General features: G+C 55.0%; 29 protein-coding genes. 5 read left to right on the forward strand and 24 right to left on the reverse strand.

Annotation, left to right across the window (positions count from 1 at the left end):
- Positions 1 to 47 precede the first annotated feature (47 nt).
- The 24 genes from VE23_RS25220 to VE23_RS25320 all read right to left on the reverse strand — a co-directional run bounded on the left by VE23_RS25220 (position 48) and on the right by VE23_RS25320 (position 12,648).
- Entirely contained in the window at positions 48 to 431 is a 384-nt protein-coding gene (locus tag VE23_RS25220) for a hypothetical protein (protein ID WP_049869881.1), read from the reverse strand.
- Entirely contained in the window at positions 424 to 735 is a 312-nt protein-coding gene (locus VE23_RS25225) for a hypothetical protein (RefSeq protein ID WP_049869882.1), read from the reverse strand. Before VE23_RS25225 ends, VE23_RS25220 begins: the two co-directional genes overlap by 8 nt.
- Positions 725 to 943 carry a DUF7446 family protein gene (locus VE23_RS25230; RefSeq protein ID WP_049869575.1) on the reverse strand — a complete coding sequence of 73 codons (219 nt, stop codon included), beginning with the start codon at positions 941 to 943 and terminating at the stop codon, positions 725 to 727. Before VE23_RS25230 ends, VE23_RS25225 begins: the two co-directional genes overlap by 11 nt.
- Positions 940 to 1,317, reverse strand: coding sequence for a YopX family protein (locus tag VE23_RS25235; protein ID WP_049869883.1), 378 nt, complete (start codon positions 1,315 to 1,317; stop codon positions 940 to 942). The genes VE23_RS25230 and VE23_RS25235 overlap by 4 nt, the downstream gene beginning before the upstream one ends.
- Positions 1,310 to 2,329 carry a hypothetical protein gene (locus VE23_RS27570; protein ID WP_069202661.1) on the reverse strand — a complete coding sequence of 340 codons (1,020 nt, stop codon included), beginning with the start codon at positions 2,327 to 2,329 and terminating at the stop codon, positions 1,310 to 1,312. The genes VE23_RS25235 and VE23_RS27570 overlap by 8 nt, the downstream gene beginning before the upstream one ends.
- Positions 2,322 to 2,543: a hypothetical protein gene (locus VE23_RS25245; protein WP_049869884.1), complete on the reverse strand. Its 222-nt coding sequence runs from the start codon at positions 2,541 to 2,543 to the stop codon at positions 2,322 to 2,324. Before VE23_RS25245 ends, VE23_RS27570 begins: the two co-directional genes overlap by 8 nt.
- A gap of 39 nt (positions 2,544 to 2,582) precedes the next feature.
- Positions 2,583 to 2,750 carry a hypothetical protein gene (locus VE23_RS27170; protein ID WP_198156241.1) on the reverse strand — a complete coding sequence of 56 codons (168 nt, stop codon included), beginning with the start codon at positions 2,748 to 2,750 and terminating at the stop codon, positions 2,583 to 2,585.
- A gap of 56 nt (positions 2,751 to 2,806) precedes the next feature.
- On the reverse strand, positions 2,807 to 3,613 hold the full coding sequence (locus tag VE23_RS25250; RefSeq protein WP_049869885.1) for a DNA adenine methylase: 807 nt from the start codon (positions 3,611 to 3,613) through the stop codon (positions 2,807 to 2,809).
- Positions 3,614 to 3,647: 34 nt separating this feature from the next.
- Positions 3,648 to 3,800, reverse strand: coding sequence for a hypothetical protein (locus VE23_RS27175; protein ID WP_198156242.1), 153 nt, complete (start codon positions 3,798 to 3,800; stop codon positions 3,648 to 3,650).
- A 25-nt stretch (positions 3,801 to 3,825) separates the two neighbouring features.
- Positions 3,826 to 4,455, reverse strand: a complete 630-nt coding sequence (locus VE23_RS25255) for a hypothetical protein (protein ID WP_157054109.1) — start codon at positions 4,453 to 4,455, stop codon at positions 3,826 to 3,828.
- Complete coding sequence (locus tag VE23_RS25260) at positions 4,385 to 4,966, reverse strand: hypothetical protein (RefSeq protein ID WP_069202662.1); 582 nt, start codon at positions 4,964 to 4,966, stop codon at positions 4,385 to 4,387. The genes VE23_RS25255 and VE23_RS25260 overlap by 71 nt, the downstream gene beginning before the upstream one ends.
- The gene (locus tag VE23_RS25265; RefSeq protein ID WP_049869887.1) at positions 4,959 to 5,396 is read right to left on the reverse strand and encodes a hypothetical protein; all 438 of its coding nucleotides are present in this window, start codon (positions 5,394 to 5,396) and stop codon (positions 4,959 to 4,961) included. The genes VE23_RS25260 and VE23_RS25265 overlap by 8 nt, the downstream gene beginning before the upstream one ends.
- The gene (locus tag VE23_RS25270) at positions 5,374 to 6,717 is read right to left on the reverse strand and encodes a replicative DNA helicase (protein WP_049869888.1); all 1,344 of its coding nucleotides are present in this window, start codon (positions 6,715 to 6,717) and stop codon (positions 5,374 to 5,376) included. The genes VE23_RS25265 and VE23_RS25270 overlap by 23 nt, the downstream gene beginning before the upstream one ends.
- Positions 6,707 to 7,840: a replication protein gene (locus VE23_RS25275; RefSeq protein WP_049869889.1), complete on the reverse strand. Its 1,134-nt coding sequence runs from the start codon at positions 7,838 to 7,840 to the stop codon at positions 6,707 to 6,709. Before VE23_RS25275 ends, VE23_RS25270 begins: the two co-directional genes overlap by 11 nt.
- Positions 7,841 to 7,866: 26 nt before the next feature.
- The gene (locus tag VE23_RS25280; protein WP_049869890.1) at positions 7,867 to 8,475 is read right to left on the reverse strand and encodes a 3'-5' exonuclease; all 609 of its coding nucleotides are present in this window, start codon (positions 8,473 to 8,475) and stop codon (positions 7,867 to 7,869) included.
- 200 nt (positions 8,476 to 8,675) lie between these two features.
- A complete protein-coding gene (locus tag VE23_RS25285) occupies positions 8,676 to 9,509 on the reverse strand; it encodes a recombinase RecT (RefSeq protein WP_084781754.1) in 834 nt (277 codons plus the stop codon).
- A 13-nt stretch (positions 9,510 to 9,522) separates the two neighbouring features.
- Positions 9,523 to 10,467, reverse strand: a complete 945-nt coding sequence (locus VE23_RS25290; protein WP_049869891.1) for a YqaJ viral recombinase family nuclease — start codon at positions 10,465 to 10,467, stop codon at positions 9,523 to 9,525.
- An 85-nt stretch (positions 10,468 to 10,552) separates the two neighbouring features.
- Complete coding sequence (locus VE23_RS25295) at positions 10,553 to 10,783, reverse strand: hypothetical protein (protein WP_049869892.1); 231 nt, start codon at positions 10,781 to 10,783, stop codon at positions 10,553 to 10,555.
- 109 nt (positions 10,784 to 10,892) lie between these two features.
- A complete protein-coding gene (locus VE23_RS26850) occupies positions 10,893 to 11,042 on the reverse strand; it encodes a hypothetical protein (RefSeq protein ID WP_157054110.1) in 150 nt (49 codons plus the stop codon).
- Complete coding sequence (locus VE23_RS25300) at positions 11,032 to 11,316, reverse strand: hypothetical protein (protein WP_049869893.1); 285 nt, start codon at positions 11,314 to 11,316, stop codon at positions 11,032 to 11,034. Before VE23_RS25300 ends, VE23_RS26850 begins: the two co-directional genes overlap by 11 nt.
- Entirely contained in the window at positions 11,313 to 11,885 is a 573-nt protein-coding gene (locus tag VE23_RS25305) for a helix-turn-helix domain-containing protein (RefSeq protein WP_049869894.1), read from the reverse strand. The genes VE23_RS25300 and VE23_RS25305 overlap by 4 nt, the downstream gene beginning before the upstream one ends.
- Positions 11,882 to 12,196: a hypothetical protein gene (locus VE23_RS25310; RefSeq protein ID WP_049869895.1), complete on the reverse strand. Its 315-nt coding sequence runs from the start codon at positions 12,194 to 12,196 to the stop codon at positions 11,882 to 11,884. The genes VE23_RS25305 and VE23_RS25310 overlap by 4 nt, the downstream gene beginning before the upstream one ends.
- Positions 12,189 to 12,395, reverse strand: a complete 207-nt coding sequence (locus VE23_RS25315; RefSeq protein WP_049869896.1) for a hypothetical protein — start codon at positions 12,393 to 12,395, stop codon at positions 12,189 to 12,191. The genes VE23_RS25310 and VE23_RS25315 overlap by 8 nt, the downstream gene beginning before the upstream one ends.
- A 1-nt stretch (position 12,396) precedes the next feature.
- A complete protein-coding gene (locus tag VE23_RS25320) occupies positions 12,397 to 12,648 on the reverse strand; it encodes a helix-turn-helix domain-containing protein (RefSeq protein WP_049869897.1) in 252 nt (83 codons plus the stop codon).
- Between the two features lie 166 nt (positions 12,649 to 12,814).
- Between VE23_RS25320 and VE23_RS25325 the strand changes: the two genes are divergently transcribed.
- Genes VE23_RS25325 through VE23_RS25340 form a run of 5 tightly spaced genes read left to right on the forward strand, consistent with a single transcriptional unit; the run spans position 12,815 to position 15,959 of the window.
- Positions 12,815 to 13,189 carry a helix-turn-helix domain-containing protein gene (locus VE23_RS25325; protein WP_049869898.1) on the forward strand — a complete coding sequence of 125 codons (375 nt, stop codon included), beginning with the start codon at positions 12,815 to 12,817 and terminating at the stop codon, positions 13,187 to 13,189.
- A 49-nt stretch (positions 13,190 to 13,238) separates the two neighbouring features.
- Positions 13,239 to 13,943 (forward strand): ImmA/IrrE family metallo-endopeptidase, encoded by a 705-nt coding sequence (locus VE23_RS25330; protein WP_049869899.1) that lies wholly within the window; start codon positions 13,239 to 13,241, stop codon positions 13,941 to 13,943.
- Positions 13,944 to 13,981: 38 nt separating this feature from the next.
- Entirely contained in the window at positions 13,982 to 14,515 is a 534-nt protein-coding gene (locus VE23_RS25335; RefSeq protein WP_049869900.1) for a hypothetical protein, read from the forward strand.
- Positions 14,508 to 14,684, forward strand: coding sequence for a hypothetical protein (locus tag VE23_RS27180; protein ID WP_198156243.1), 177 nt, complete (start codon positions 14,508 to 14,510; stop codon positions 14,682 to 14,684). Before VE23_RS25335 ends, VE23_RS27180 begins: the two co-directional genes overlap by 8 nt.
- Before the next feature lie 54 nt (positions 14,685 to 14,738).
- On the forward strand, positions 14,739 to 15,959 hold the full coding sequence (locus VE23_RS25340) for a tyrosine-type recombinase/integrase (RefSeq protein WP_049869901.1): 1,221 nt from the start codon (positions 14,739 to 14,741) through the stop codon (positions 15,957 to 15,959).
- The last annotated feature ends 98 nt before the right edge of the window (positions 15,960 to 16,057 follow it).

Here is a 16,057-nt window from a genome sequence, read left to right on the forward strand (position 1 = left end):
CCTTATGATTGAGTTGTGTATGTTCTGGCCGCCTTGTGCGGCCTTTTTTATTTATCCAGCTCAGGAGGCTCATGATCCGCCTCCGATCTCAGCGCCAGGATGGCGGCTATGGTGATGACAAACGGTCCATAAGAGGCAATAAAGAATTTGAAGGGATGGTATGATCCTTGTCTATGAAAACTCGCTGCCACACCGACTCCTGTGACGTTGAGGGCAAGCTCCCACCCCCGCCGCTGCATCTCCTCGATCACCTGTCCGGCGCCGTCCCAGGTGGTGGAGGGAGTGAATCTGTCTTGTATATAGATTGGGTGCACTCCGTCCAGAGACCAGCCAGCTCCGCTGTATTTCATTTCTATTTCAATCCATCCCAGTGCCCGCGCCATCTCCGCATCCAGCTCCGGCCCAGCCGGCATTCTGCTCACGTCATCCATGCTCCTTCTCTCCTCTCAGCGCCAGGATGAACGCCCTCGTCGCCGCCAGGGGGAGCGTCTCGCCGTCAGCCGCAGAAATTTTGACTAGAAACACATCAACTGCACGGTATACTTCAACTTCGGTCAAGTGATCCGGATCGATGGAGAAGTGGATGGTGTAGCCACGGCGGCGCATCTCCTCGACGGCTATGCCTGTGTCGCCCCAGTTGGTGGAAACTTCGCGCATCAAGAAAATGTTCACCTTCATCGCGATAGCCAAGAGAGAATCCAACTCTGGCCCCGCAGGCATCGTCCTAATGTCCATTGGGGGCCTCCTGATCGGACGGGATGAATATCAGTGTGCCGGCGCCGCAGGTGTACTCGAATGTCTCCACGATTTCCATATGTCGGATCAGGTGACCTATCACCTTGTCGGTGACGTCGGTCTTTTCCAGGACATCTCCGTTCTTTCCGAATCGAGCCACGTAGATCCGGCCGGTCATTTCGCTAATTGCTAGATCCAGTTTACTCATGAGCCATCTCCCTCCTTGAGCAGCTCGGGGTGCTGGTGGATGTTGCCCCGGACAACGGTGCTCTTTAGCTGACCATCACTTTCGAGATAGCCGTATACGCTGCCGGACTCAGTCCGATAAAAGACCATGAACGCGCAATGCTCCTGCACCCATTCGACCTCTCCGATTCCATCACCATCGTCGAGCAGATCAGCCTCGTAGATCTCCGTCCCGTTCTTGTCCTTGAGGCCGGTGTACTGCATGAGAATACACTGGAGAGGCGTGTCGTTATACACCGGCACCCCCCACGGACTGATCCAAAATGGACGATCTCCCGGATTGTGCATGACGCCCTTCTCTGCGTCCCAAAGTCTGAACTTGTAATCCCTACCCATCGGTTCTATCTCCTTTCAGGCGGTCAAGTAATTCCCAAGCTGATTCGATTTCGTCGTAGTCCCCGCCCTCGCAGAGACCCTGCTTTTGGTAGTAGCGCAACGCTCGGCTGACTCCATCGGCCTCCAGCACCTCGACGGCCTCTCCCAGCTGCTGACGGTACTGGTCGTTCACGGCCTGTAGGCGGTCTTTCTCGGCTCGCAGGTTGGAGCGATATCTCACGTATTCCTCTCGCATTTCGGTCCGCTCTGCCGTCAGCCGCTCGATCTCTCCCTGCTGGCGCTGTACCTCAGCGGTCAGGCGCTCATGTTGCTCCTGCCACTCGGCGTTCTTTCGGTACGTCTCAACTTTCAGGCTGTATTGGCGGTCACGATCCGCCGTCAGCCGCTCAATTTCGGCGGTCAGGTGGTCAATCTCACTTTCCTTCACGATGATATCGCCCGCCATCTGGTAGCCCTGAGCCTCCAGAGCGTCGGCCAATCCGTTGATGATCGACGGATCGTCTGGTATGTCTCCCGCAACCGGATAGCCTAGTGCGCCGCGATGCTGCTCGACGACGATGTTCAGCCGCTGTACCTCGGCTAGGAGGGATCGGAGCCATCCAATGACCTTTGGAGGGATGTTGATAGTCTCTGGAAACGGGAGTGGGAACTGAGGGGGCTTTACTGGAATAGAGAACCTAAAGCGATTAACTTCTCTTTCAATCTCCGCCATCTGCTCCGCCGTCATGGGTTGCTGTTCCCCTAAAGCCGTCGCACCATCTACCACTTCGTAGGTCGTTGCGAAAATATCTGGCTTACATGGATATACCTCGCCCTTGACTCCCCGTATGATCCAGTCGAGCGGTTCGGCCCTCATAATTCCTTCCAATGTCCGAATGAGGATAACCCCACCCGGCTCTCTGCCAACGTCAACTTCATCCAGCCATGTCGGCCATCCTGTGTCGTCCGCATTCCTCCAGGCTTCGACTACAACCGGACGTTTTCGGTATTTGTGCTGCTGTTCGTTACTCATGGGCGGCCTCCTCTGCTACCAAGGCCAGCAGCCCGATGCTTTCGAGGTGCATTTCCTTTTGTTTGCGCCAATAGGCCTGCACCGCCTCGACAGCGCGATCATTCTCTGATGGATCGACATCAACTTGCAGATGCCCGTCTTCCTTCCAAGACGATCGGACGATCTCAATGCCTGCGTCTTCAATGGCTTGAATGACTGCACTCATTCGATTCATTCTCTATCCCTCCTTGGGAGACCGTAGTCTCCGGAATGTTCAGTCCTGCTCCTTGTGCGCCTCAGCCTCTGCCCGGCGCTTCAACTCCTCGAAGGCTACGTTCATATGCAGCTTTCCAGCTTCGCATTCATAGCCGCACCATTCCAACTGCTCCACGATTTCCTGCAGCGTAGCGCCACTCCAGTCCTTACCGTAAGATTTGCCCATCCTTACATCCTCCTTGTGGTAAGGCCGTAGCCTCCCTGTGTTGTGCCCCCTGGGGGCTAGAAAAGGGTTAGCTGCCCATTGTCGTAATTCATGAGCAGAACTTCCTCGGCCGGACTGTTCGTCCCGCGCCCTCCTGCCACTTGCTTGTAGACGGAGAATGTCTCCTTATGCCATTCCGGGTAAAGCTCGCTGACCAACGGGTCCTCATAGTACGAGAGCACGGCTTTTCCCTGAATTCCATTGAGCATCTCCGCCAGGTCGCGATGATCTTTTTCAGAAAATCCTCCGGCGTAGAACTTCTCGCGCCCGACGTAGGGGGGATCAACATAGAAAAGCGTGTCTGGCGAGTCATAGAGCCGAATAACCTCTCGGAAGTCAGTGCATTCAATCATGACGCCCTGCATTCGTGCAGCGAAATTCTCGATCTCCTGGCATGCGCTCAGGTATCCATTAGCCGGGTTTTGACCAGACCAAATGCTATGACGCCAACCTGTGTTGGAAACCTCCGCTGCGTTTCCTGCTGCAATTCCAGAACGGTTGAGGTAAAACCACCTGACCGCTCTTTCAAACGTCTCCTCGGGAAGAGGTTCTCTCTTCCAACGTTCGTATACAAAACGGCTGTAAGGAATATTCATGCAGGCCTTGGCCAGTCGTTCCGGGTCGGATGACGCTTGAAGGATAAAATTCACTACGTTTCCGTCGATATCGTTGTAGACCTCGTGGGTCGCTCGCGGTTTCTTTGCAATGACGTGAGCACCTCCGCCGAATGGTTCGGCGTACACCCGGTGTGCTGGAAAGAATCCCATGATGTGATCCGCATATTTGGATTTTCCTCCAAACCAGAGAATTGGACTACGCGCCACTCCCTATCCCTCCTTATGAAACTGACTCAGCCGGTCAGTCCATGCAGTAGAAGCCCTTCCCAATTCGCTCGATATCTTCGTCCGTCGCCGGAGTAACGAGGAAAGCCCTTCCCTTCAGGAACAAGACCTCCTCTTCACCGGCTTTCATTTGCAACAACTCGTCTTCATACGGAAATTTCTGGTCCATGCTATCCTCCATAGGGAAACGGGGCTTAGGCCGCCCCGTTGTCGTCTCTTTGCTCGTGGATCATGCGCTTGACGCGCTTCTTATAGGCGGTGAAGCTCACCTGGAGCTTGGAGCTGCTGGTGTTGAGCTCCTTTGCGATTTCGACCCAAGACTCGCCGCTATCGCGCTTCCGGGACAGGATACCGGGGAAGTCGAAGGGGATATCCTGGAACGATGGCTTGACCTCCAGAATGAACTCCTCGAGCTCGCCTTTGCTCACATCAGGCTCCGGGCCTTCCTCGCCTTCGCCGCTCGGATCGCCGCTCTCTTCCTGACTCTCGGGCTCTCCAGCTTCCTCGTTTGGTTGGTCGCCTCCCGTCTCAAGCTCGTCAGATCCGAAGTCCAACTCCATGCCCGGATCTTCGCCCTCTTCACGCTCTGCAGACTCCACAACGCCGCTGCCGTCGATTTTGGCCACCAGCGCGCCGCCCGGTCCGCGGTCGAAGAGCATCTCGACTTGCGGATTGCCGAACTGCACGATCATGTCATGGCCACGGAAGCTCGCAATCTCTGCAATCTTGGCAAAATTCATGCCTTCAGGGAGCTCAAGCACGACCTTGTTTTTGCTTGCGAGTGTGATTTTTTCGAACTTCGCGTTGAACTGTACGTTTGCCATTTTCAGAACATCCTCTCAGGTTTGTAATGACTTCCTCTTGCCTCTTGATCAGCCGGACCGGCTCGTGCAGCGCGCGGGCGATATGCGCGAGGACGTAGGCGTCCGTAATGTTGTTGCTCTTGCTCCGAAAGCCCCAGCGAGCGTAAACCTCGACGGCCAACTCCTCCTTGGCGCAGTTGCCGCTCGCGCCGCTGTACTTCTTCAGTGCTGACGGCGCGACCTCGGTGTAGGCGATGCCGCGGAGCGTCAGTTGCATCCGGATGGCCCAGCCAATGCCGCCGAGTAGGAACCCGTGCTGGCTGGCGAAGCCGAAACCCTCGATGGCTACCCGATCGCCGGGCTCTACGAGGGCCATGATTTTACCGACCAGCTTGAGCATCGCCTGGGGAGTAGGCGTCTGGCCGTTCAGGCTGTCCTCTGTGACCTCCCGCTCCTCCCAAATCTCACCGTCCTCATCCAAGACAACCAGGCCGGTCTTGGTGCTTGGGTCGATCCCGACGTATCTAGACATCAGCCAGGGCGGTCCGCAGTTGCACCGCCGCGTAGTTGTAGCATGCGGCCGCCGTCAACGCGCCGAACTCGCGCATGCGCTCCGCCTTGGTCTCCAGATCGTCCAGCACCCGGAGGAAGCTGTCCCCGGCGCGCTGTCGGCGCTCTACACAACGCGTTTCCAAGTCAGCCCATGGCAGCAGGGCCAATTCCTCACCAGCGCTGCGGCTGCCTGCGCCTTCGTCTTGTAACGTGGCCCGATTGGCCGCCCCCTGTACATCAGCTGATACATTCCATGTCCCTCCTTGGGTTTTGTAAAATTCAATCAGTCCGTCGACCAATGCTTCCGGATCAATGCCGGGCAGCTCCCGCTGCACCTCTTGCGGCTTCGGCTCTATGCCGGTTGCCATATACAGCCGTTTGGCTGCCTCATACGAGTGCCATTTGTTCATGACGCATGTTCTCCCCTCTGTCCAAATTGACAAGTCGGTTGAAGTCCTTCAGGAAGGCCATCTCCACCGTTCCAAGCGGACCGTCCCGCTGCTTCGCGATGTCCAGCTCGATGATGTTCTTCTTGGTCGATTCCTTGTCGTAATAGTCGTCTCTGTACAGGAAGCCGATCACATCCGCCTCCTGCTCAATCTCACCGCTCTCCCGCAGGTCGCTCATCATCGGCCGCTTGCTCTGCCGCTCTTCGACCTTCCGGGACAGCTGGCTGAACACTACCACCGGGATTTTTAGCTCCTTCGCCAGATCCTTGAGGCCGCGGATGTTCTCGCTGACCAGGTCGTACCGCTTGGCCCCCGGCGCGCCGCCGATCTTGCCAAGGTAGTCGATTAGGATATACCGCAGGCCGCGCTCGCGTTTGATCTTCCGGGCTTTGGCCTTGATCTCGGCCACCGTCGTGCCAGCTTGATCGTCGATCACGAAGTTGGCGTTGCTCAGGATGCTGATGGCCATCGTGTACTTCTCCCACTCCTCCGGCAGGATCGTGCCGGCCTTGAGGGACTGGAGGCTGATGCCCGAGATGTTCGAGACCATCCGGCGGGCCAGCTCGTCGGACGAGCTCTCGAGGCTGAAGATCGCGCCCGGCTCTCCCGGCTGCCCGCCGTCCGCAAGCGAGATGTTCAGCGCCAGCTGGTTCATGAGCGTCGTCTTGCCCATCGACGGCCGCGCCCCGATGACGATCAGGTTGTTGTCCTGCAGCCCGCTTAGGATCTTGTCCAAGGCGTGGATTCGAGTCGGAATGCCGCTCATGCCGCTCTTGGCGCCGGCGAGCATCCGCTCGAAGCTGTCGTGGAAGTTCAGGGCAGCGGTCTTAGCGTCGACCATCGTCTCGACCTTGATAGTCATATCCGAGACGCGAGAGAGCTTGCCCATCGTGGTCGTAATAGCCTCACGGATCTGCTCCCGGTCTCGGAGGCCACCCTGCTGAACCAACTCCTGACAGGTCCGAATGCCAGCCCGCAGCGCCGCTATGTCCCGCAGCCGCTCGCAGTGACTCGTGATGTTCACCGTCGTGATGACGTTCCGGGTCATGTCCGCCATCTTGGCGATCGAGACTCCGGTCTCTTCCAGCGCCGGGATCAGCGCCGTCAGGTCTATTTGCTTCGGGTCCTCCTCCCACAACTCGTAGATTCTCTTGCAGAGCTTGGAGTAGGCCGTGTGGTAAAAATATCGCGGCTGTACCGTCTCGAAGACCTCTGCAATGCATTCCGGCTCGTAGACCATGGCGCCGAGGATATGCTCTTCGAGCAGCGTGTCAAACGGCACTTGGTTTACGTCTGCTGATTCCTGGGATCTCTGGGATGACATAGGTTCCGTTTCTCTTCGCCTCCTCGACGATGGCGCGCCGGCGGTCCTGCTCGGCGATCCAGTCGTTGGTCTCCTCGACGGTCATGATGCCGCCGTAATATCGCTCCTGTGTGGCTGGTTGCTGCTGTCGTTGCCCTTGGGTCGGAACGACTTGGAGCTTCGGCGGAGCCTGCAGCCGCTGCCATTCCTCCAGCACCGGGTTCCGGTAATAACTCAGGGATCCGATTGTCTGGCCTTTGGCCGATCGGTCCGCATGCACCCGTTCCATCACCTCGCAAACCAGGTCTGAAGGGATTCCCTGTCCAAGCAACTGCTGGATCGTCTGGCGGTCCATCATCGTGATCTGCGTGTCGATCTTGCTGTGGAGCTCGCAGTACATGTCCAAGACCTGGATAAAGGGGTCAGGTATCGGATCTTGTTTTTCAGCCCCGGAAGGTAAAGATTTTAAGCAGCTGCTTTTAAGATCTTTTTTAATCTTTGCTTTAATAATTGCTTTAGAGAGCCGGAAACCCTTGATACGACTGGGTTTTTCGAAGGTCGGAGTTCCCTTTTTGGGAACTTCGGAGTTCCTGTTTTGGGAACTTTCCGGTTCCTGTTTTGGGAACTCGGTTCCCTTTTCAGGAACTACAGAGTTCCCTTTTTGGGAACCGTGAAGTTCCTTTTTTGGGAACTGCGAAGTTCCTGTTTTGGGAACTTTCCTCGGGTCAGTTCGGCTGATATTCAGAGCGATCAGGTCCTTCATCAGCTCCGAATCGTGCCCCTTGTGCGGGGTAATCAGCCACTGGTCAAAGTGCTTGTTCATCCGGAATATTCCGCCCGCTTCCTCCCAGAAAATGACCTTCGCGACGACCAGATCATTCAATTCATCCCGAACGTGGTTCTTGGCCACCCCGCAGAGAGCGAAGTGTGAGAGCTGAGGAATCACGGCGTCAGGCCTTCCGCAGCCCCAGCTGAGCGTCAGGATGAAGTCGATGATGTTCCGCTGCCTCTTGCTGAAATTCCGCCTGATCAGCTCCCGGTGAACCTCATGGGATATGCGTATGTGTGCGTCGTCCGGCTGTGGGTTGACCTGCGATTCCATCGGCCGTGTCCTCCTCTCAGATAGGATCAGTTCGCGTATCGATTGGAAGTGCCAAAGAGATTGGCATGATTTGGGGCCCAGGCAGGCGGTCCGTATTTGCTGAGGTATCCCAGGCGGTTCAGCCACTCGTCGACGGGCTTCTCCAGGTGAAGGGCCACGAGCAGCTCCCATGTCGCTTTCACGTCGTTCAGCGCTCGGTGTGCGCCGTCCAACTCGATGCCGTAGCTGCTAGCCATGTTCTCCAGCTTGTGCGGGTAGGGATGCCGATCACGGCAGATCGTGAGCGTGTCGATGAAGGGGTTCGTGAAGGTCTTGCCGGCCAGCCGCTGCATGCTGTGATGCAGGAACTGGAGGTCGAAGGCCGCGTTGTGTGCGACCAGGAGGCTATCTCCCATCAGGTTCCGAAGGATTTTGAAGGCGAGCACCTCGTCGGTTGCCTCGGTCAGCATAGCCGGCGTGATGCCGGTCAGCTCGGTGATCTTCGGTTCCAGCGGAAAGTCGATTCGGATGAGGGTACTGAACTCGGCCACGATCTGGCCGTTCTTAATTCGGACGGCCGCCATCTCGATGACGCGGTCGCGGTCCGGCTTGAGGCCGGAGGTTTCAAAGTCAAACACGGTGACGTCGTTTAGCATGTTCCTCGCTCCTGTTCTCCTGCAGCCAGATAACCCGCTGCTCATAGTTGGCGCTGCGCACCGTGTAGTTCGGGTAGCAAAGCGCAAAGTGTTTTTTAACCTCTTCCTTGAACCGCTGAGGATCTGAGCCGTATAAGGCCCAGATCCACTCCGCGACGCCCGACCGGCACATTGGCCGGCCGACCTCGTCGAGCTTAGGTTCAAGCACCGCTCGCAGCTCCGTCGAAGTTCATCTCGCCAGCTCCCTCGGCCGGATCCAGACTCCAAACCGGATTCTCCATTTCGATGACCGATCCATCCGGCTGCAGCTCAATGGTCTTGCGTGGATCGACGTCCTCGCTGTAGCCCATCTGCATTTCGATCGAGAGGATGCCCCACTTCGAGAGCATGTTCCGGATGACCGTCTTCAGCGCCATGCCGTCGTAGTCGTTCTTCCAGCCGAAATCGGACTTGGAATACTTCTTTCGATGGTCCTCGATCTCAGCTGACGTCCAGTAGACCGTCTTGCGGAAGCCGTTGACGAGCTCGAAGTATCCGGCGTAGCCAATGATTTTGTCCGAGGTCTTGGCGTCGAAGTCGATGACGAACTCCTCGGTCAGGCGATTCCAGACAACCAGCTCGCCCTCGTAGACCTCGGTGACGTTGATGGCCTTGTACTGCCCCGTTCGAAGCGCCAGCTGGATGTAGCCCTTGTATCCCAGTTGGAAGGTTGCGCGATTTTTGTAGGGCACGATCCAGGCGTAGCCAAGATTCCGATCGACAGGCAGGTCCAGCGTAGCGGCCACCATGCAGGACGCGATCACGCTCATGGGCTCGCATTTTTGCAGGTTCGCATCGGCCGTGTACAAGTTGAGCATTGAGCTCATGAACTGCGGCGCCCGCTTGTCGAGGACTTCTTCAAAGCGCTTCTTGATGGCTGGCGCTGCGAGGAAGCTTTTCAGCCCCTCGTTCTGCGGCTTCTGGGCTGCCGGCGCGTTGTTGGTGCGCGTCTGGAGCTTGCTTCCCAGCTCCGCGGTGCTTCTGCTTGACGACATGTCCGTTCCCCCTTTAATGAATCAGAAAGCGCCGAGACGAGCTCGTGCGCGAATACTTCTCGAAGATCTCTGGCAGCTCGGCCTTGACGGCCTTCGTATCCAGCGCGGTCCGGCTGCTGCTCTTCCAACTGACGACCTTCTCGCCGTTGAACAGCGCCGCCTCAGCATCCTGCATCTCGGACTTCATGGCATTCTTGGCCGCCTCGAGCCGCAGGTCCGCCGCCTTTGCCGCAGCCTCAGCCGCCCGGAGCTCCTGGATCAGCAGCTCGTCCTTCGCGCCGAGCTGGATGACATGCTCCGGCCGGCTGGTCGGGTACATGTAGTTCAGCAGATCCGTGCTCGCCCCGCTGCCGTCAACGAGCGGTGGAACGCCTTTCAGCACGTTCTCTTCCCAGAACTCCCGCTCAATAGCGACCAGCGCCTTGATGACCGTCTCGTCTCGCTCGACGTACCGCTGCTCGAACCGGTTTCCGCCGATCAGGACCGCGAAGAAGCCATAGTCCAGGCCGAGGACGGCCATGTAGTGCTGCAGCTGGATGGCGTAGTGATCGGGAATCTTGCCATCCTCCCAGTCAGCCGAGGCCCATGCGTTCGTCGTCTTGACCTCGAGGATGCCTCGCCGCTTGCTGCCGTCTGTAATGAGGCGGTCGACGTTGCCGAGCATGAATGGGTGCTCCTTGTGCCGGTACAGCTTATTGCTCCGCTGGATCTTGAATCCGGATCGAGTCGCGAACTCGCGAGCAACCACGTCCTCAAGCTGGTTGCCCCAGTAAGCCGCCTCGCCAGCTTCAGGCGACACGATCTGGCCTGTTTTCTCCAGATATACGCCAACCGGAGACTTCCATGGGTTCATGCCGGCTACGGCCGCCGCATCTGATCCGCCGATGCCAGCCTTGCGGAGCTTCAGCCATTCTGCGCGCTCCATTCCTTTCGTTACAGCTGCCACTGTCATTGCCATCAATGATGCCTCCCTATTGAATTTTTTAGGGCCATCATGCTAAGATGGCCGCATACGAATCTTTCTGATGACCGGTGCCCGCCGGTCATTTTGCTTTTTCTGCCTGAATTTTTGCAAAACCATCCTTCGCCGCTTTCAACATGACCGAATGGGCTGCTTCCAGAATCAGAATCTGCTTTATTGGCTGGTCGGCGTGGTAGGATACGAAACCACCCAGAGCAGACGCTACCGAAACGACCGTTCCAGCGAACTGATCCGAATCCTTTCCGTCAACCGTTGCCAGTAAGTCAATGAGCTGTTTCTTGAAATCTTTCATGCTTCACCTCGCTTCTGATGCTTGTCCAGCATCTGAGGGAGCATGAACGGAAAGGGGGGCAAACCGTTCACGCTGCCCTCAGACAGGGGACAAGCGCCCCTGCTTGCAGCTATTCGCGCGGCTCTCGAAGTCCGAGCTCTACCTGGCGTTCATACTCCTCTTCCCGCCAATCATCCTCATGCTCGCTGCTGTAGCGATCCAGCGGCGCCGGCATTTCCCAGGGCATCCGCTGGCTGAAACGGTCCAAATCAGGTTCCATGGGCGTCTCCCTTCTTGGCTGTCAATCCTGCCTGTGCTATAATGGCGTCAATGAGCGCCTTTAGTCGGGACCTCAACTGCGACGTCTTCCCTGCCAGGAAGGCGTTTTTTATTTGCCGGTTAATGTCGGCTACTTCAATCTCGGTCCAGCAGATCGCTGCTCGCCGCAGCTCCAGCTCCACACGCATCGGATGTTTCAGGAGCCATTCCCGCTGCTTCTGCAGCTCCGCTATGCGCTGCCGCGCTTCCCTCTTCAAAACCTTCTGACTTCTCACCGTGTCCCGCCTCCTTGTTTGACCGCTCCGCGCTTACGCAACGGCATCACGTCCAGCACCGACTTCATCTGCTTCATTGCAGTCTCCATAGCCGTCAGCTTCTTCCAACCATCCCGGCCACCGGTCAGGTCCATATTGACCATCTCCAGGCCTTCCGTCGCCGCAGCCCATTGTTTGACCAGCGTGTAGCTCGGAGACTTCGTTGCGCCTGTCTCGACTCGAGCAATGATGGACCTGTCGACGAACAGCCTCTTTGCCAATTCTTCTTGGGTCATCCCTGCTCGCTCCCGGCATGCTTTCAAAATCTCACCGATCGGTTGCTGCTTGGATGGCCAACCCGCGCCTGGTTGTGCAGTTCTTGCACGAAACCGGGCTTTTCCTGTGCTTTCAGAGGGGTTTATGCTGGAAACAGCTGGTTCGCTTCCCCGCTTAACCGCCTCGCTTTTAGCTCCGCTTGTCCTTCCCCAAAGCCCGCCCAGTATCGGCGCGGGCCCCTTCACCTCTTCAAGGAACTTCCGACCCCATCCGGTTTGTTCGACGATAGCCCGCACATCAAGCAGCTTTTTCATGAAGCCACCCCGCCGCGCTTCTTCCATCCATCGCCGGCATTCTTCTCGGTCCAATCCGTGTGACGTTCGCACCATTGAAGCAGTAGGTGAGTCAGCACTCGCGGATGCCCCATTTCCCGCATCACCGGGAAGTCCTCACGGTTGAACAGCTCCGCGGCCTTCGTAGGCCCGATGTCCAGCAGCTCCATGAACTGCGTTCGGTTCAGGATCGGCGGCAGGCTGTTTGCCAGGCTGTGACGCTCGAGCGCCCTGTCCACAGCGGCGTTGATAATGCTCTCCAGCTGCTGAGCATCGAATTTGACTTCAAGCATTCTCCTTCGTCCCTTCCTCTGGTTGCTCCAGCATGATGCTGAAGTTTGCAGCCAACAGCTTCTTCTCCAGCGGAGAGCATTGCCGCTGCTTCACATAAGCGACCATTATTCTAACCATGTTCGCCAGGTCAAGCACTCGGAGCGTCGGCAGGCCGCCGTCCCCTTCGGATGCTGCTGCGATTTCGTCGATCGGATCCAATTTAAATCACCTCCTTTTCAGTTGATGTTTGCTCAACTTTTTTCTTAAAAAAAAGCTGATCTGCCAAATCATGAATCTTCATCTCGAACTTCTCGGCGATTGCAGGAATGTGTTTGGCCTTCAGCTCGTTTTCCCCAGTTTCAATCCTCTGGTAGCCACCTGCGGTTCGGAGTCCGAGGGCTTCTGCCATCTCATGAAGATGAAGCCTCTTTTCAATCCGAAGCTGGCGAAGGTTGCTGTAGTTGACGTCCAATGTTCTCACCGCCTCTTGTTGATGTTTGCTCAACTTATGTTCCAAATATATTTGAGTTTTCATCAAGTGTCAACTAATAATTTGCTTTTTACTCAACTTAATTTTCTTTTACAGCAATTATTGATATCTTCTTTTTGAGGTATCATCAAATATTGGGGGTGGTAGGGTGAAGCCTCCGGAAAAGCCTTATGCTGAACGTATTAAAAAGCTTCGCAAGTCATTCAATATGACTCAGAGGCAGCTGGCCGATCGTTTAAGAGTAGACAACACGACTATCTCTAAATGGGAATCGGGTATATACGAGCCTAATTCTGATTTGCTCAATTCTCTTGCTGAAATATTTGAAACGACGGTCGACGATATTCTCGGCAGAAAAACTTCTTCTGGATCAGCAGCTTCAGAAGAAAAAGAATACTCTTTTTATGAGAACGGTGATGTTCAGTTCATTGCCAGATCCAGAAAAGACATGACTCCTGAAGATTTCAAGCACTTAATGGAGCTCGCGAAAAAAGCAAAGGAAATGTGGGCTGACGAAGATTAAGCGAACCAGCTCCGCGAGGTTTCGTCCTGATTTCAAGCGAGCGATCAACATGGCGAACGAATTATTGCGCGAGCTGGGAAATCCTTCTCCTCCAATAGATCCGTATTGGGTTGCCTTGGAGTCAGGTTACAAAGTGGCATACGGCGACTGCCGTGGCGCAGCCGGAATGGCCTATAAGATTCCGCATAAGCCACAGAATCGTTATTCAATCTTCATTAGTGACAAGCCAAATCTTTCGTTCCCGGAAGATACGATCTATCGACGGGATCGATGGACACTGGCTCATGAAATTGCTCATATTAAAATGCACGCGCATTACGATTGGGCAACAACTCGCTCGAGACCGAATGATGACGAAATCAATAATAAGCTTGAGGTTGAGGCCAATTGGTTTGCCAGCCGGTTGTTGATGCCGGATTACGCATTTACTTCAGTCTTGGATTTGACGCCAGCAGCTGTGGTCGCCAAGTTTGATGTTAATCGTTCGGCTGCCGAGAAGCGGTTGAAGAACCTGGACTTCAAAGTCCGGAACAGGTTAACGGAAGAGGTCGCCCTTTTCTTCCACTGGAAACATGAAGAGCTCCGTGATGAGCCTATGCCGGATAATGAAATCTTCATGATGGAAGTTGCCGCGGCGACCGAGGTGGACGAGGAAGTGCGATTCTGCAGCAAATGCCAAGGAATTATGATGCGAGATATGTTTGGACATATCTGCTTCATATGCGGGCAATATGAATTTTTACATACTGAATAGCAACTCCCCCAGCCGATGGGGAAATATTAAGGTGCACTATGGATGGAACGAGCAGCTTTAATCCTTGGAATATAACTAAAATAATTGCGAGTATTGCTTCCGTCTTCTTTTTTCTTTTGAGTTTCAATTTATTTTTTGGAGAGAATATCCCTGATAGCCATAAATCAATCGCAATAATCTTTTCTGTAGTTTTAATAGTATTGTCTTTAACCGTTATATGGTTCTTTTTCAAAGAAGAATTCAAGAAAGCAGCAGTATGGTTTTGGATATTGCTGCTTATCTTCATCTCTATGAATTGGTATTGGAATTCAACGGAGTACGATAGAGCTTTAACCAATTACATGCAGGCGGAGGATGCTCTGAACTATATTGAAGAACATCCTACCTCAGAAAATAAAACAAGAGTCCAACTAGATTACAAAATTGCTGATGCAAATCTAGATCTCGCTGTGTTGAAAAAGAAAAATGAGGACAACCCAATTCTTGAGATTGCTCTAATCGGAATTAGCATAATCATGCTTTCCTGGATGGCTTTTGATTCTAGAAAAAGGACTTCTATTTTTGATGTCTGATGCCGAATTTAACCATGCCTTCCTCCACCGTATTCCAATCGGCATCTGGCAAGACGGCGAGCCCGTCGACTACGGCCTAATCGAACTGCACATCAAGGACGCAGTGAAGGTGAACGGCATGTACTACGTCAAGAGCCAGTACGAATTCAGGATCGAAGAAGCCCGCTGAGGGCTTTTTCTTTCCAGATTTATCCGAACGTACATTCTGAATTGGAGGTGCAGCATGGCATCGTTCAAGAAGTATCCAGCCAATAATAAGCAAGGCTACAAGTGGGGATGCATCAAGGAAGGGCCGCCCGATCCAGTGACAGGCAAGCGTAAGCAGATTGAACGACGGGGGGATACGAAGAAAGAGGCTGAGGCTCGCTGCGATGAGGCGATCTCCAAGCTGACGGAATTCGGAATCGACGAGAAGAAGCTCAAGAGCCTGACCTTCGAAAGAGTGGCGGAGGAATGGCTGGACGTCTACAGCCGGACCGGAAAGAAACCGGGGACGCTCCGGCTTCGCCGCAACTCGATCAAAACCTTGAATAGCTATATTGGCCAGATGTCTATCGACCGTATCGCTCCACGCGATCACCAGCGCATTCTGAACAAGCTGCACGACGAAGAGTACGCGAAACCCACCATCGAAGGCGTACACGTCACAGCGAACCTTATCTATCAGCATGCGGTGAAGGAAAGGTATCGGCGGGATAATCCGGCGAAAGGCGCGGTTATCCCTGTGAGGCGCCGAACGGTGGAGGAGATCGAGAGCAACCCGATCGAGGAGAAGTATCTGGAGCGCGCGGAGCTGAATACCCTGCTTGATGCCGCCGTGAAGCATGGGCTCGAGCTGGATCAGGAGATCTTGTTCCTGATGGCCTTCAGCGGCATGAGGATGGGCGAGGTGCTCGCCTTGAAGTGGAGTGATATCAACTTCGACACCGGCTTTGTACGTGTCACCAAGACGCTCTACAGCGAAACGAACAACATGCGTGTTTACGAGCTGCTCCCGCCAAAGACGAATGCTTCGATTCGGGAGTTCGATGTCGACGCAAAGATCCTGGCCATGCTGAAAGCGCACAAGAAGCGTCAGGCTGCCGTGAAGCTGGCCACGCGCCACCTGATTGAGGACTATCATGACGAGAACTTCGTCTTCCGGCATGACAATGGCTATCCCTGGGCCCCAAAACAGCTCGCTAACCGGCTTGAGCGCCTCGTGAGGAAGGCAGGAATCGCAAAGAAAGCTACGTCCCATATCTTCCGCCATACGCACGTCAGCATGCTCTCGGAGGCCGAGATACCTCTCAGCACCATCATGCAGCGTGTCGGCCATGATGATCCGGATACCACACTGAAAATCTATACTCACGTCACGGAGAAAATGAAAAAGGATGCCAGCCAGAAGGTGAGTGCCTCCTTCGCCGACATCCTCAGTGGGCTTGCTCTGCCGAAAATGTGAGTTTTCCGTGAGTTTTAACAAGAAACGGGACCCCGAAAGGTCCCGTTTTCCTTGCTATATCAGGCTTGGTGGCCCGGCACTTACATCATGCCGCCCAT

The sequence above is a fragment of the Paenibacillus sp. D9 genome, assembly GCF_001188365.1.
Taxonomy (GTDB): Bacteria; Bacillota; Bacilli; order Paenibacillales; family Paenibacillaceae; genus Paenibacillus_O; species Paenibacillus_O humicus.